11 protein-coding genes and 1 pseudogene are annotated in these 15,575 nt (G+C 71.7%); 11 read left to right on the top strand and 1 reads right to left on the bottom strand.

The genetic code is table 11. The features are described from left to right. Nucleotides 1-143 precede the first annotated feature (143 nt). On the bottom strand, nucleotides 144-1,985 hold the full coding sequence (asnB, locus tag ACFVYA_RS13410; RefSeq protein ID WP_285989182.1) for an asparagine synthase (glutamine-hydrolyzing): 1,842 nt from the start codon (nucleotides 1,983-1,985) through the stop codon (nucleotides 144-146). Between the two features lie 405 nt (nucleotides 1,986-2,390). Between asnB and kdpF the strand changes: the two genes are divergently transcribed. The 11 genes and pseudogenes from kdpF (at nucleotide 2,391) to smc (ending at nucleotide 15,572) form a co-directional block, all read left to right on the top strand. Further along, nucleotides 2,391-2,492, top strand: coding sequence for a K(+)-transporting ATPase subunit F (gene kdpF, locus ACFVYA_RS13405; protein WP_103337465.1), 102 nt, complete (start codon nucleotides 2,391-2,393; stop codon nucleotides 2,490-2,492). Nucleotides 2,493-2,529: 37 nt separating this feature from the next. Then, on the top strand, nucleotides 2,530-4,191 hold the full coding sequence (gene kdpA / locus ACFVYA_RS13400) for a potassium-transporting ATPase subunit KdpA (RefSeq protein WP_387044858.1): 1,662 nt from the start codon (nucleotides 2,530-2,532) through the stop codon (nucleotides 4,189-4,191). Beyond that, nucleotides 4,188-6,233 (top strand): potassium-transporting ATPase subunit KdpB, encoded by a 2,046-nt coding sequence (gene kdpB / locus ACFVYA_RS13395; RefSeq protein ID WP_387044857.1) that lies wholly within the window; start codon nucleotides 4,188-4,190, stop codon nucleotides 6,231-6,233. The genes kdpA and kdpB overlap by 4 nt, the downstream gene beginning before the upstream one ends. A 4-nt stretch (nucleotides 6,234-6,237) precedes the next feature. Further along, nucleotides 6,238-6,828 (top strand): potassium-transporting ATPase subunit C, encoded by a 591-nt coding sequence (locus ACFVYA_RS13390; RefSeq protein ID WP_387044855.1) that lies wholly within the window; start codon nucleotides 6,238-6,240, stop codon nucleotides 6,826-6,828. A gap of 4 nt (nucleotides 6,829-6,832) precedes the next feature. Beyond that, nucleotides 6,833-9,379, top strand: a complete 2,547-nt coding sequence (locus ACFVYA_RS13385) for a DUF4118 domain-containing protein (protein ID WP_387044854.1) — start codon at nucleotides 6,833-6,835, stop codon at nucleotides 9,377-9,379. Next, nucleotides 9,376-10,074 carry a response regulator gene (locus tag ACFVYA_RS13380; protein ID WP_086837952.1) on the top strand — a complete coding sequence of 233 codons (699 nt, stop codon included), beginning with the start codon at nucleotides 9,376-9,378 and terminating at the stop codon, nucleotides 10,072-10,074. The genes ACFVYA_RS13385 and ACFVYA_RS13380 overlap by 4 nt, the downstream gene beginning before the upstream one ends. A gap of 116 nt (nucleotides 10,075-10,190) precedes the next feature. Beyond that, entirely contained in the window at nucleotides 10,191-10,415 is a 225-nt protein-coding gene (locus tag ACFVYA_RS13375; RefSeq protein ID WP_285989189.1) for a hypothetical protein, read from the top strand. 41 nt (nucleotides 10,416-10,456) lie between these two features. Further along, on the top strand, nucleotides 10,457-10,630 hold the full coding sequence (locus ACFVYA_RS13370) for a hypothetical protein (RefSeq protein ID WP_285989190.1): 174 nt from the start codon (nucleotides 10,457-10,459) through the stop codon (nucleotides 10,628-10,630). An 87-nt stretch (nucleotides 10,631-10,717) separates the two neighbouring features. Then, entirely contained in the window at nucleotides 10,718-11,332 is a 615-nt protein-coding gene (locus ACFVYA_RS13365; protein WP_285989191.1) for a hypothetical protein, read from the top strand. A gap of 181 nt (nucleotides 11,333-11,513) precedes the next feature. Continuing rightward, nucleotides 11,514-11,801: pseudogene (locus ACFVYA_RS13360) on the top strand (acylphosphatase). 168 nt (nucleotides 11,802-11,969) lie between these two features. Beyond that, the gene (gene smc, locus ACFVYA_RS13355; RefSeq protein WP_387044853.1) at nucleotides 11,970-15,572 is read left to right on the top strand and encodes a chromosome segregation protein SMC; all 3,603 of its coding nucleotides are present in this window, start codon (nucleotides 11,970-11,972) and stop codon (nucleotides 15,570-15,572) included. Nucleotides 15,573-15,575: the final 3 nt, after the last annotated feature.

Below are 15,575 nucleotides of genomic sequence, written 5' to 3'. Positions count from 1 at the left end.
GTGGGCTGCTTCTGTTGTTTTTACGACACCGGCCCGCGCGCTGGAGGGGCACCGCGACGCGGGGCTCCACGGGGCGTGGCGGGCGACGCCCCCCCCGCCGCGGGGGCCCGCCTCCGCCCGCCCGCCCCCGCCCCCGCGATAGCTCAGTCGAGCTGCAGCTCCGGGGAGTACATCTCGATCCAGTGGTACAGGTCGAGCAGCCGGTCCAGGCCGATCCGGTCGGCCGGGGCCATGGTCGCCGAGTCCACTTCGGACACCCGGTGCGCCCACGACCGGTCGACCAGGCCGAAGACGGCGTGGCCCGGCTCGGCCAGGACCTCCTTGGCCTGCTGCTGCAGCGCCGCCGCGTAGCCCGGGTCCTGCGTCGACGGGTACGGGCTCTTCACCCGCTGGGCCACCGACTCCGGCAGGACGTGCTTGGTCGCGTGCCGCAGCAGGCTCTTCTCCCGCCCGTCGAACGTCTTCAGGGACCACGGCGTGTTGTACACGTACTCGACCAGCCGGTGGTCGCAGAACGGCACCCGGACCTCCAGGCCCACCGCCATCGACGCGCGGTCCTTGCGGTCCAGCAGCATCCGCACGAACCGGGTCAGGTGGAGGTGGCAGATCGTCCGCATCCGCGCCTCGGCCGCGGACTCGCCGTCCAGGTGCTCGACCTCGGCGACCGCCGAGCGGTACTGGTCGCGGACGTAGGACTCCAGATCCACCTTCCCCATCAGCTCGGGGGTGTAGATCGACGTCCGGTCGGTCATCATCGCGCTGCGGAAGGCGATCCACGGGAACATGTCCGCGTTGACCGATGCCTCGTCGAAGAACCAGCGGTAGCCGCCGAACACCTCGTCGGCCGACTCGCCCGACAGGGCCACCGTCGACTCGCCGCGGATCGCCTTGAACAGCAGGTACAGGGACGTGTCCATGTCGCCCAGCCCCGCCGGGATGTCCCGGGCCCGCAGGACCGCGCGCCGCACCTCCGGGTCGGTCAGCTCGGCCGGGTTCAGCACGACGTCCTGGTGCGCGGACCCCACCAGCGAAGCGACGTCGCGGACGAACGGCGAGTCCGCCGTGTCGCGCATCTCGTCCGGCTTGAAGTTCTCCTCCTGGCCGAAGAAGTCGACGGAGAACGTCCGCAGCCGCTCGCCCTGCTCCGCCAGACGTGCCGCCGCGAGCCCGGTGACGGCGCTCGAGTCCAGGCCACCCGACAGCAGGACGCAGCGGGGGACGTCGGCAACGAGCTGGCGATCGACGATGTCGGTCATCAGCTCGCGGACGCGGGCGACCGTCGTCTCCTGGTCGTCGGTGTGCTGCTTCGCGTCCAGCTTCCAGTACGTGCGGGTCCGGACGCCTTCGCGGGACACGGTGACGATCGTGCCCGGCCGGACCTCCTCCATGCCCTTCCACAGAGACCAGCCCGGCCGCTTGGTGAACGCCATCAGCTCGCGCAGGCCATCGGTGTCGACGACCTTCTCGGCCAGCGGGTTCGCCAGGATCGCCTTCGGCTCGGACCCGAACAGCACGCCGTCGCGGGTCGGGTAGTAGTAGAACGGCTTGATGCCCATCCGGTCGCGGATCATGACGAGCCGGTCGTCGCGCTCGTCCCAGATCGCGAAGGCGTACATGCCGTTGAGGTGGTCGACGACCGCGTCGCCCCACTGCAGGTAGCCGTGCAGCACCACTTCGGTGTCGCTGTCGGTCTCCCACTTGTGGCCGAGCTTCGTCAGCTCTTCCTTCAGCTCGGTGAAGTTGTAGGCCTCACCGCTGTAGACCATCGCGATGTCGCCGTTCGGCGTCGAGACGGTCATCGGCTGACGGCCGCCGGGCAGGTCGATGATGGCCAGCCGCCGGTGGCCGAGCGCGACGTGCCGGCGCACCCAGGTGCCCGAGTCGTCCGGCCCGCGGCAGGCCATCGTGCCCGTCATGGCGTCGACGACGTCCTGGCGGCGGGTGAGGTCGGCGTCGTAGGAAACCCAGCCGGCGATACCGCACATAGCGAAACCCCTCCCAGAGAATGCTTAGCTGATACAACTATCGGTAACCCAGGTGTAACACGACCCGCAGATCTTGTCTGCCCGAATTGCACGTTCCGCACCTGTTCGATCACGCGTTGTGTCGCTTGTCACTGATCGGCTACCTGCAGTGAGAAGAGGGCAAACGCTTGCGTGACCGCCGCCGCCACCAGCCGTCAAGGCGGCGTAAATGCGCGTCAGGAACGCATCAAGGCGCCATCAGCCGGCCATCGCGGCGGCCTCCCAGGACCGCACAGTGACGTCGTCCCCGGTCACCTGGCCCGGTGACCTGTCCTGAGAGGTGCCTGTGGCCGACTTGCTCTACGCCGTTCTGCTGATCGGCGTTTTCGTGGTGCTGGCGCTGGTGCTGCGCGGCTTGGAAAAGCTGTGAGCGGCGCCGGAACCGTGGCCGATGTGGTGGGCGGCCTGCTCGCGCTCGGCCTGCTCGTCTACCTGTTCGTCGCCTTGATCAGGCCGGAGAAGTTCTGATGCGCCCCGACGTGCTTTTCCCCACGGAGGGGCTGAAATGACCGACGCGACGGCCGGGCTCATCCAGCTCGGCCTGCTCCTCGCCGCCCTGGCCGTGGTCTACCGACCGCTCGGCGACTACCTGGCGCGCGTCTTCTCCAGCGAGAAGCACCTCAAGCTCGAGAAGGGCCTCTACCGGCTCTTCCGCGTCAACCCGGACTCCGAACAGCGCTGGCCGACCTACGCCGCCGGCGTGCTCGGGTTCTCGTTCGTCTCGGTCGTCCTGCTCTCCCTGCTGCAGCGCCTGCAGCCGCTCCTGCCGTGGGACCTGGGACGCGGCTCGGTCAGCCCCGGTGTCGCGTTCAACACGGCGATCTCGTTCGTCACCAACACGAACTGGCAGTCCTACGTCCCCGAGACGACGATGGGCCACTTCGTGCAGATGGCCGGGCTGACCGTGCAGAACTTCCTGTCGGCGGCCGTCGGCCTGGCCGTGGCGATCGCGGTGACGCGCGGTTTCGTCCGGGCGAAGACCGACCGGCTCGGCAACTTCTGGGTGGACCTCACCCGCGGCACGGTCCGCGTGCTGCTGCCGATGGCGTTCGTGTTCGCGCTCGTGCTGGTCGCGCTCGGGGTTGTGCAGAGCCTCAAGGCGGGTGTCGCCGTGACGAACCCGGACGGCAGCGGCAGCACCATCGCTCTCGCCCCGGCGGCGAGCCAGGAGGCGATCAAGGAACTGGGCACCAACGGCGGCGGCATCTTCAACGCCAACTCGGCGCACCCCTTCGAGAACCCCACCGCCTGGTCGAACCTGGTCCAGCTGTTCCTGATCCTGGTCATCCCGGTGAGCCTGACCCGCGCGTTCGGCACGCTGGTCGGCAACCGCCGCCAGGGGTACGTCCTGCTGAGCGTGATGGGCCTGCTGTGGGCCGCCTCGCTGGCGCTGATCTGGTGCTCCGAGGCCTACGCGAACAACCCGGCGGCACGAGCCGCGGGCGCGAGCACGGAAGGCAAGGAGCAGCGCTTCGGCATCGGGCTGACGTCGCTGTTCGCCGACACCACCACCGGGACGTCGACCGGCGCGGTGAACGGCGCCCACGACAGCCTGTCCGGGCTCGGCGGCGGGGGCCCGCTGCTGAACATGCTCTACGGCGAGATCTCGCCCGGCGGCGTCGGCACCGGCCTCTACGGCATCCTCGTCCTGGCGATCATCGCGATGTTCCTGGCCGGGCTGATGGTCGGGCGCACCCCGGAGTACCTGGGCAAGAAGCTCGGCAAGCGCGAGGTCACCTGCGCGGCGATCGCGATGCTGGCGATGCCGGCGGTGGTGCTCCTCGGCTCCGGGATCGCCCTGCTGCTGCCGGGCACCGCGGGCGCGCTGGGCAACTCCGGCGCGCACGGGCTGTCCGAGGTCCTCTACGGCTACGCCTCGACCGGCAACAACAACGGCAGCGCGTTCGGCGGGCTGACCGCGACGAGCGACTGGTTCCAGTCGTCGTTCGCCGTCGCCATGGCGTTCGGCCGGTTCGTGCCGATCCTCGCCGTGCTCTGCCTGGCCGGTTCGCTGGCCGCCCAGCGCAAGGTGCCCGAGACCGCGGGCACCCTGCCCACCACCGGGCCGCTGTTCGCCACCTTGCTCACCGGCACGGTGGTGCTCGTCGCGGCCCTCACGTTCATCCCGGCGCTCGCGCTCGGGCCCATCGCGGAGGCACTCGCATGACCGTCACCGAAGAACGACCCCGGGTGGCTCCCGCCGAACCCCCGAGCCGAGTCGGCGCCGGCGTCTTCAGCCCGCGCCAACTCTGGACGTCGCTGCCGGAAGCCCTGAGGAAGCTGAACCCGAGGCACCAGCTCGGCAACCCGGTGATGTTCGTGGTCTGGGTGGGCTCCGCGCTCACCACCGTCTTCGCGGTCACCGACCCGAGCGTGTTCACCATCCTGGTCGCCGTCTGGCTGTGGTTCACGGTCCTGTTCGCGAACCTGGCCGAGGCCGTCGCGGAAGGGCGCGGGAAGGCCCAAGCCGAGAGCCTGCGGCGGTCGAAGAAGGAGACCGTGGCCCGCCGGCTCACCGGATCCGGAGAAGAACAGGTCCCCGGCGTCGAACTGAAGATCGGCGACCTGGTCGTCGTCGAGGCGGGCCAGGTGATCCCGGGTGACGGCGATGTCGTCGAGGGCATCGCGACCGTCGACGAATCGGCCATCACCGGCGAGTCGGCCCCGGTCATCCGCGAGTCCGGCGGCGACCGCAGCGCCGTCACCGGCGGCACGACCGTGCTGAGCGACCGGATCGTCGTGCGGATCACCACCAAACCGGGCGAATCCTTCGTGGACCGGATGATCGCGTTGGTGGAGGGCGCTTCCCGGCAGAAGACGCCGAACGAGATCGCGTTGACCATCCTGCTCTCGACGCTCACGATCATCTTCCTGCTCGCCGTCGTGGCGCTCCAGCCGATGGCCCGCTACTCCGGGTCCGAGCAGTCGGTGATCGTGCTGACCGCGCTGCTCGTGTGCCTCATCCCGACGACGATCGGCGCGCTGCTGAGCGCGATCGGCATCGCCGGGATGGACCGCCTGGTCCAGCGCAACGTCCTGGCGACCAGCGGCCGCGCGGTGGAGGCCGCGGGCGACGTCTCGACGCTGCTGCTCGACAAGACCGGCACGATCACCTTCGGCAACCGCCGCGCCACCGAGCTGATCCCCGTGGGCGCGTCCACTCCTGGGGAACTGGCCCGGGCCGCCCGGCTCGCCAGCCTCGCCGACGAGACTCCCGAAGGCCGCAGCGTCGTCGAACTGACGGCGGACCACGCGGGGCAGGACGAGCACGGCGAGTTCGTCCCCTTCACCGCGCAGACCCGGATGAGCGGCATCGACATCGGGACCCGGCGGATCCGCAAGGGGGCGGCTTCCGCGGTCCGGGCGTGGGTGCGGGACAACGGCGGCGAGTTCCCCGGCGAGACCGAGCGGGTGGTCGACGAGATCAGCGCCCAGGGCGGCACCCCGCTGGTCGTCGCGGAGGAAACCACGGTGCGCGGCGTGATCCGGCTGTCCGACGTGGTCAAACCGGGCATGAAGGAGCGCTTCGCCGAACTGCGGTCGATGGGCATCAAGACGGTGATGATCACCGGCGACAACCCGCTCACCGCCAAGGCGATCGCCGCGGACGCCGGCGTGGACGACTACCTCGCCGAAGCCAAGCCCGAAGACAAGATGGCGCTCATCAAGCAGGAGCAGGAGGGCGGGCGGCTGGTCGCGATGACCGGCGACGGCACCAACGACGCCCCGGCGCTCGCGCAGGCCGACGTCGGCGTCGCGATGAACACCGGCACCTCGGCCGCCAAGGAGGCCGGGAACATGGTCGACCTCGACAGCGACCCGACGAAGCTGATCGAGATCGTCGAGATCGGCAAGCAGCTGCTGATCACCCGCGGCGCGCTGACCACCTTCAGCGTCGCCAACGACCTCGCGAAGTACTTCGCCATCCTGCCCGCGATGTTCACCGGCATCTACGCCCAGCTGGGCGGGCTGAACGTGATGCACCTGGCCACGCCGAAGTCGGCGATCCTCTCGGCGGTCATCTTCAACGCGCTGATCATCGTCGTGCTGATCCCGCTCGCCCTGCGCGGCGTGCGGTACAAGCCGTCGTCGGCTTCGGCCCTGCTGCGCCGCAACCTGCTCGTCTACGGCCTCGGCGGGATCGTCAGCCCCTTCCTCGGGATCTGGCTTATCGACCTGCTCGTGCGCCTCATCCCCGGAATCGGGTGAAACCGTGAACACTCTCGTCAAGCAGACCTGGGCCGGGCTGCGGGTCCTCGTCGTGATGACCGTCCTGCTCGGGATCCTCTACCCCCTGGCGGTGTGGGCCGTCGCGCGCATCCCCGGCCTCGCGGGGAACGCCGAAGGCTCGATCGTCACGCAGAACGGCCGGGCCGCCGGGTCGTCACTGATCGGCGTCGACCCGGTGCCCGCCGACCCGGCGCACGACCCGTGGTTCCACACCCGGCCCTCGGCGGCCGGCCCGGACATGCCGTCGGGTGCGTCCAACAAGGGCCCGGGCAACGAAGATCTGGTGAAGGCGATCGAGCAGCGCAAGGCGTTGATCGCCGCGCGCGAAGGCGTGTCACCCGATCAGGTGCCGCCGGACGCCGTGACGGCGTCGGGTTCGGGACTGGACCCGGCGATCAGCGTGGCCTACGCCGGCCTCCAGGCCGCGCGCGTGGCGCGCAACACCGGTTTGCCCCTCGACCGGGTGAAGCAGCTGATCGAGCAGAACACGAGCGGGGCCGGGATCGGCGTCCCCGGCGTGAATGTGCTCCCGCTCAACTTGGCCGTGCGCGCCGCGGCCGGAGGGGCACACTGACACCGTGACCACCGAAAACGGCAAGCCGCGCCGAGGGGAACTGAGGATCTACCTCGGCGCGGCTCCGGGCGTCGGCAAGACCTTCGCCATGCTCGGCGAAGCGCGGCGGCGCCTCGACCGCGGCACCGACGTCGTCGTCGGGCTGGTGGAGACGCACGGCCGCGACAAGACCGCGGAACTCCTGGACGGCTTGGAAGTGCTTCCGCGGCGCCAGGCCGGGCACCGCGGCCGCGACTTCGACGAGATGGACCTCGACGGCGTCCTGGCCCGTGCCCCCGAGGTCGCCGTCGTCGACGAACTGGCACACACCAACGTGCCCGGTTCGCGCAACGCCAAGCGCTGGCAGGACGTCGAGGAACTGCTGAACGCCGGCATCGACGTGCTCTCCACGGTCAACGTGCAGCACCTGCAGAGCCTCAACGACGTCGTCGAGCGGATCACCGGCGTCACGCAGCAGGAGACCGTGCCGGACGAGGTCGTCCGCCGCGCCGAACAGCTGGAGCTGGTCGACATCACGCCGGAGGCCCTGCGGCGGCGGCTCGCGCACGGCAACGTCTACCCGGCCGAGCGGATCGACGCCGCCCTCGGCAACTACTTCCGGCCCGGCAACCTCACCGCCCTCCGGGAACTGGCGCTGCTCTGGGTGGCCGACCAGGTCGACGTCGCCCTCCAGCGCTACCGCGCCGAGCAGCGGATCACCGACACCTGGGAGGCGCGCGAACGGGTCGTCGCCTCGATCACCGGCGGCCCCGAGAGCGAGACGCTCATCCGCCGGGCCAGCCGGATCGCCACCCGCGCCGGCGCCGAGCTGCAGGTGGTGCACATCCTGCGCGGCGACGGCCTGGCCGGCATCAGCCCGGTCGCGATGGCCCGCTGCCGCAAGCTCGCCGAGGAGGTGGGAGCGACGTTCCACACGGTCGTCGGCGACGACGTCCCGGCCGCTCTGCTGGACTTCGCCCGTGGGGTCAACGCGACCCAGCTGGTGCTCGGCACCTCGCGGCGCTCCCGGGTGGCGCGGCTGTTCGACGAGGGCATCGGCGCTTCGGTGGTCCGCCGGTCGGGACCGATCGACGTGCACATGGTCACCCACTCCGAGGCCGGCGGGCGCCTGCGGACCGGGCTGACCGCGAGCCCGCTGGGGTCCTCGCGGCTGGTGACGGGCTGGGTGCTGGGCGTCGTGCTGCCGGTGCTGGTCACCCTGGTGGGCGTCTTCCTGCCCACCGGGCTCGACTTCGCCACCGACGTCATCGCCTACGTCCTGGTCACGGTCGTCGTCGCCCTGGTCGGCGGCCTCGGGCCGGCACTGCTCGCGGCCGTGCTGGGCGCCGGCCTGCTCAACTTCTTCTTCACGCCCCCGCTCTACACGCTCAACGTGCACACCCCGCAGAACCTCGTGACGCTGATCGCGATGGTCGTGGTCGCGGTGCTGGTCGCGCTGGTCGTCGACCAGGCCGCGCGCCGGGCCGCGCAGGCCGCGCGGGCGCGGACCGAAGCCGCGCTGCTGGCGTCCTATGCCCGGACCGTGCTCACCCACGCGAACCCGATCGAGCGGCTGCTGGCGAAGGTCCGCGAGAACTTCGCGCTGACGTCGGTGACCCTGCTGGAGAAGCAGGACGGGGTGTGGCAGTGCGTGGCGACCGCGGGGGAGCACCCGTGCGCCGACCCGGACGAGGCTGATGCCGACATCGCCGTCACCGCCGACGTCCACCTGACCCTGCGCGGCCGGGCGCTGCCGGCGGCCGACCGGCGGGTGCTGGAAGCCGTGGCGGGGCAGGCGTTCCTGGCCCTGCGGCAGCAGCGGGCCGCCGCGGCGGCGGCGCGTGCCGAGCGCAAGGCCGAGGCGACCGAGCTGCGCACGACGTTGCTCTCGGCCGTCGGGCACGACCTGCGGACGCCGCTGACGTCGATCAAGGCCTCGATCGGCAGCCTGCGTGCCGCGGATCTGGATCTGTCCGAAGAGGACACCGCGGAGCTGATGGAGGCCATCGAGCTGTCCGCCGACCGGCTCGCCGGCCTGATCGACAACCTCCTCGACTCCTCGCGGCTGGCCACCGGGGCGGTCCGCCCGCACCTGCGCCCGGTCGGCTACGACGAGGTCGTCGCGCACGCGTTGTCCAATGTGGACGGCTCGGACGACGTCGTGGTCGCGGTCGACGACCGGCTGCCGTCGGTGCTGGCCGATCCCGGCCTGCTGGAACGGGTGGTGGCGAACGTGCTGGACAACGCGCTGCGCCACGGTGTCGACGAAAGCGGTGCCGCGCCGGTGTCGGCCCGGGCCAGCACGCACTCCGGCCAGGTCGAGCTGCGGATCGTCGACCACGGCAAGGGGCTGCGCAAGGGCGCCGCGGACTCGGCGTTCGCGCCGTTCCAGCGGCTCGGCGGCGACCGGGACACGACCCCGGGCGTCGGGCTCGGGCTGTCGGTGGCGAAGGGGTTCACCGAGGCGATGGGCGGCACGATCCGCGCCGAGGACACCCCGGGCGGCGGGCTCACGGTCGTGGTTTCGCTCCCCGCGTTCAGCGTGGAGTTCGAAGAGGAGGGGGTGCGATGAGCGACCCGGGCGCCACCGTGCTGGTGGTCGACGACGAGCCGCAGATCGTGCGGGCCCTGCGGATCAACCTGACCGCCCGCGGCTACAAGGTGATCACGGCGCACGACGGCACGGCCGCTTTGAAAGCGGTCGCCGAGACCAAGCCCGACGTCGTCGTGCTCGACCTCGGCCTGCCCGACCTCGACGGCACCGAGGTGATCGCGGGCCTGCGCGGCTGGACCACGGTCCCGATCATCGTGCTTTCGGCGCGCGGCGACTCGGCGGACAAGGTCGAGGCCCTCGACGCGGGCGCCGACGACTACGTGACGAAGCCGTTCGGCATGGACGAGCTGCTGGCCCGGCTGCGCGCGGCGGTCCGCCGCTCGGCGGTGGCGGGCGCGGACGGCGCGGACGCGGTGGTGGACACGGCGTCGTTCAGCGTGGACCTGGCGGCGAAGAAGGTCCGCCGCCACGACGGCGTGGAGGTCCACCTGACGAAGACGGAGTGGGGCGTGCTGGAGCTGCTGGTCCGCAACCGCGGCCGGCTGGTGGCGCAGAAGCAGCTCCTGCACGAGGTGTGGGGCCCGTCGTACGAGACGGAGTCGCACTACCTGCGGGTGTACCTGGCCCAGCTGCGGCGCAAGCTGGAACGGGAGCCCTCCCGGCCCCGGCACCTGCTGACCGAACCGGGGATGGGCTACCGCTTCGAGGTCTGACCCGGCGGGTACCTCGCCGAGGTGATTGGGGGAACGAAGGGGCGGAACCGCGGTTAAGCCGGGCCGGCGTGCCGCTTCGAGGTCTGACCGGTGCCCGGACGGGGTACTTCCCGGCTATGGACGGGTCGAAAACGTGGCTGCTCGGCGGTGACCGCATCCCGCCGGTGATCGTGCTGATGCTGGCGGTGGGCGCGACTTTCGGTGCGCTCGGCTGGCTCTTCACCGCCTTCGAGGGCGGCGCCGGCTGGGCGACGTGGCTGCGCGTCGCGGCGGCCGGCGCCGGTGCCCTGCTGACGGGCTACCTGTGGGCGCTGGTCGCCCACCTCCTGCGGCGGGGATGACCGGGGCCGGAACCCGGGCACGGCGCAGCCGGGTGGCTCTGGTGACGCGTCTGTTCGTGGTGGCGGCGCTCACCTACTTGGCCGGCGTCGGGATCAGCTTCCTCCTGGACCGGACGGACCCGTGGATCTCCGGCCTGAGCACGCTCGGCCCGATGCTGGGTGGTGCGGCCGGGGGATTCCTGGTCCGCCGGTCCCGGCGCGACGGGCCGGGCTAGCTCCTCGACGCCGGCTGCCCGATCGCCGTGCCGGACTGAGGGCCACCGCCGGGAGCGGTGGCCGTCGGCGCCTCTCAGTTCGCGTGCGTGGGGCTTCCGGTCGAGCCGGAGGGCGGTTCGCTCGGCGTGCCGCCGGTGCTGGTGCCTCCGCCGGACGGGGTGGTCGGCGTCGAAGTGGGAGCCGGGGTGGTCGGGGTCGTGGTCGGCGGCTTCTCCGAGCTCGGCGAAGCCGACGTCGGCGGCGTGAACGGCGGCGACGTGACCGGGGGCGGGTTGCCGCCGGTGTCGATGCGCGGCGGCGGGGGCGGCGACGGCTGGGTGACGACCGTGGTGGTCGTCTTGCCGTCCGGGCTCACGGACACGACCGTCGTCGGCGCGCTCGGCGACGTGGGGTTCGACGTGGTGGGTGCGCCGCTGGAGGTCGCCGGGTCGCTCGGCGACGGCGTGGCCGGCAGCGTCTGCACGCCGGCCGGGACGGTGCCCTGGCCGCCGGGGCCGCCCGTGCCGCCCGCGGTGGTGGCGGGGACCGGCCCGGCGAGCTCGGCCACGGCGGCGAACGCGGTCGCGACGACCAGCCCGGCCACGCCGAGCACGACGTACCCGGTGCGGTTCGGTTTGCTGCTCTTGGGCGGCGCGGTGTCGATCCTGGTGATCCGAGAGCTCGAATCCGACCCGGCGGGGCGGGGCATACGGGGCTCCTAGGCAATTCGGGGAGGTGGCACAGCGAGGTCGTGGATCGGGGCGTTGGTTCTCTTGGAGCAGTGCGCCCACGGCGGGGGAGCGACCTCGGCGGGAGATTATCACCGGCGTGCGGGTATTCGCCCAGGTAGTGGCCTTGATCCGTTACTGTGCGCGGTCGGTTGACCCGGAAGGGAGGAACGGCGTGAGTGAGGAAGAAACCCACACCCGGTTGACGGCGTGGGTGCGCGGCCGGGTCTAGGGCGTCGGTTTCCGCTGGTGGACGCGCAGCCGTGCGCTGGAACTCGGCCTGGTCGGGAGCGCGAGCAACCTGGCCGACGGGCGTGTCGAGGTGATAGCGGAAGGTAGTCGCAACCACTGTCAGCGGCTGTTGGCCGCGTTACGGTCGGGAGAATCACCCGGAAGTGTGGAGCACGTCGCCGAGCGCTGGTCCGACCCGAAAGGGGGACTCGGCGGCTTCGTCGAGCGGTAGCGCGGGCCCTGGTCCGTCCGGGGGCGGTGTGGCTCTTGGTGTTGCCGGGGTTGCCGCGGGTGTGCTAGGCGCGCCGAGGAGGGGGCGCGTCCGGCGGCCCGCCCGGCCCCCCGGGTAGCCTGGGCCGATTGAACCGCCAGTACCGGCAGCCAGAGGGGTCAGCACCCAGTGCACCTGAAAAGCCTGACGCTCAAGGGCTTCAAGTCCTTCGCCTCGGCCACCACGCTGCGCTTCGAACCGGGCATCACCTGCGTGGTCGGGCCGAACGGCTCGGGCAAGTCCAACGTGCTGGACGCGCTGCGCTGGGTCATGGGCACCCAGGGCGCCAAGGACCTGCGCGGCGGCAAGATGGAGGACGTCATCTTCGCCGGCACCGCGGGCCGCGCCCCGCTCGGCCGCGCCGAGGTCACCCTCACCATCGACAACGCCGACGGCGCGCTCCCCATCGAGTACTCCGAGGTCTCGATCACCCGCCGGATGTTCCGCGACGGCGCGAGCGAGTACGAGATCAACGGCGACCGCTGCCGCCTGATGGACGTCCAGGAACTGCTGTCGGACTCCGGCATCGGCCGCGAGATGCACGTCATCGTCGGCCAGGGCCAGCTGTCGGCGATCCTCGAGTCCAAGCCCGAAGAGCGCCGCGCCTTCATCGAAGAGGCCGCCGGCGTCCTCAAGCACCGCAAGCGCAAGGAACAGACCCTGCGCAAGCTGGCCAACATGCAGGGCAACCTCGACCGCCTCGGCGACCTCACCACCGAGCTGCGCCGCCAGCTCAAGCCGCTGGGCAAGCAGGCCGAGATCGCCCGCAAGGCCCAGTCGGTCCAGTCCGAGCTGCGCGACTCCCGCCTGCGCCTGCTCGCCGACGACCTGGTCACCCAGCGCGACGCCCTCGCCCGCGAAGAAGCCGACGAGAAGACCGCCCGCCAGCGCCGCGCCGAGGTCGAGCAGCACCTCGAGATCGTCTCGGCCGAAGAAGCCGAGCTGGAAGCCTCGCTCGCCGAGGACGCGCCGCTGCTGCAGACCGCCCAGGAGACCTGGTACAAGCTGTCCGCGCTGGCCGAGCGCCTCCGCGGCACCGTCCGGCTCGCGATCGAGCGCCAGCGGCACCTGTCGGCCGACGTCTCGACGTCCACCGGCGGCCGCGACCCCGAAGAGCTCCTCGAAGAGGCCGAGCGCGTCGCCGAGCAGGAAGAGGAGCTCAACGAGGCCGTCATGGAGGCCCGCGAGCTGCTCGCCCAGACGGTGTTGCGCCGCGAAGACCTCGAGCAGCGCGTCCAGGCCGCCGAGCGCGCGCACTGGGCCGCCGTCCGCGCCATCGCCGACCGCCGCGAAGGCATGGCCAAGCTCACCGGCCAGGTCGAGGCCCTGCGCAGCAAGAACGGCGCCACCTCCGACGAGATCGACCGCCTCAGCGTCTCCCTCGAAGAGGCCGCCGAGCGCGCCGAGATCGCCGTCGAAGAGCTCGAAATGGCGAAGACCGAGGGTGGCGTCGAGGAGTCCGACGACGCCGGGCTGATGGATCGCCACGACCGCGCGGTCGAAGCCAACAACGCGGCCAAGGCGCGCGTCGAAGAGCTGGTCAAGGCCGAGCGGGCGGCCGAGCGCGAGATCGCGTCGGAGAAGGCGCGCGTCGAGGCGTTGTCCATGGGGCTCAAGCGCAAGGACGGCGCGGGCGCGCTGCTCGGCGCGTCCCACGAACTGCCGGGCCTGCTCGGCTCGGTCGCCGCGCTGCTCACCGTCGAGCCGGGGTACGAGGTCGCGCTGGCCGCGGCCCTCGGCCCGGTGGCCGACGCCGTCGCCGTGACCGGCGGCGAAGACGCGCTGCGCGCGCTGAAGTACTTGAAGGACACCGATTCCGGCCGGGCGGGCATCCTGCTCGGCGGCCCCGAATCCACTGTGGACACCGCTGCGTGGCCGTCGCTGCCGGAGGGCGCGCGCTGGGCCCGCGAGGTCGTCGCGGCGCCCGCGCAGCTGCGGCCCGCGGTCGAGCAGGCGCTCGACAAGCTGGCCCTGGTCCGTGACCTGGACGCCGCCCGCCACCTGGTGGCGGTGCACCCGGACGTCCGGGCGGTCACCGCCGAGGGCGACGTCTTCGGCGCCCGCTGGGCGATCGGCGGCTCCGGCAAGCGCGAGAGCGTGATCGAGGTCCAGGCCGCCGTCGACGAGGCGGGGGAGCGGCTGCGCCTGGCCGAACGCTCGCTGGAGCGGTACGCGGCCGAGCTGGAAGGCGCCCGCGCCGAGCAGCAGGCGCGTCGCGAAGAGGTTTCCCAGGCCAAGGACGCCCTCGGCGAGGCCAAGGTCCGCAAAGCGCGGTCGTCCGAGCGGCTCAACCGGATGCAGCAGGCCGCCCGGCAGGCGCAGGCCGAGGTCGAGCGGCTGTCCGGGCAGCGCGCGAAGGTCGAGCAGAGCCGCGTCCAGGCCCTCGCCCAGCTCGCCGAGCTGGAGGAGCGGCTCGCCGCCGTCGCCGAGCAGCCCGTCGAAGACGACCCGGACACCGCCGAACGCGACGCCGCCGTCGAAGAGCTGGCCGTCGTGCGGCAGGAGGAGATGGAAGCGCGGCTCGCGCAGCGCACCTCCGAAGAGCGCGCCCGCAGCATCGCGGGCAAGGCCGAAGGCCTCCGCCGGGCCGCGCACGCCGAGCAGCAGGCCCGCGAGCGCGCCGAGCGCGCCGCCGCGGCCCGCAAGCGCGGCGCCGGGATCGCCAACGCCGTCGTCAACGCCGGCGAGCTCGCGCTGGAGCGCATCGAGCACTCGGTGCAGCGCGCCGCCACCGAACGCGACCAGGTCCAGGCCCGCCGCCAGAGCCGCGAGCAGGCGCTGACCGGCGTCCGCGCCAAGGTCCGCGAGCTCACCGGCGAGCTGGAGAAGCTGACCGACGCCGTGCACCGCGACGAGGTGCTGCGCGCCGAGCAGCGGCTGCGGCTGGAGACCCTGGAAGCCAAGATCGCCGAGGACTTCGGCATGGGCCTCGAGGACCTCGTCCGCGAGTACGGGCCGGACGTCCCGGTGCCGCCCAGCGCGGGCGAGATGGCCGAGTACGAGGCGGCCAAGGACCGCGGCGAGGACGTCACCCCGCCGCCGCCGATGCCGTACGACCGCGACACCCAGGCCCGCCGCGCCAAGCGTGCCGAAAAGGACCTGTCCCTGCTGGGCAAGGTGAACCCCCTCGCGCTGGAGGAGTTCGCGGCGCTGGAGGAGCGGTACAAGTTCCTCTCGACGCAGCTGGAAGACCTCAAGGACACCCGCAAGGATCTCGAAGCCGTCATCAAGCAGGTCGACGAGAAGATCCTCGAGGTCTTCGCCGGCGCCTATGCGGACGTGGCCCGCGAGTTCGAGACGGTGTTCAGCGTGCTCTTCCCGGGCGGCGAGGGCCGGATGGTCCTCACCGAGCCGGACGACCTGCTGGCCACCGGCGTCGACGTCGAAGCGCGCCCGCCGGGCAAGAAGGTCAAGCGGCTGTCGCTGCTGTCGGGTGGCGAGAAGTCGCTGGTCGCGGTGGGCATGCTGGTCGCGATCTTCCGCGCCCGCCCGTCACCGTTCTACGTCATGGACGAGGTCGAGGCGGCGCTCGACGACACCAACATGCGCCGGCTGATCGGCCTGCTGGAGCAGCTGCGCGACTCGTCGCAGCTGATCATCATCACCCACCAGAAGCCGACGATGGAGATCGCCGACGCCCTCTACGGCGTGAGCATGCAGGGCGACGGCATCACCAAGGTGATCTCGCAGCGCCTGCGCACCGCCGAGGACGAACCGGTCGCGGTCGGCTGAGGC

It is taken from the genome of Amycolatopsis sp. NPDC058278, assembly GCF_042881395.1.
Taxonomy (GTDB): Bacteria; Actinomycetota; Actinomycetes; order Mycobacteriales; family Pseudonocardiaceae; genus Amycolatopsis.
Note: the sequence above shows the minus strand (reverse complement) of the source record. Positions and strands in the feature narration are given on the sequence as shown.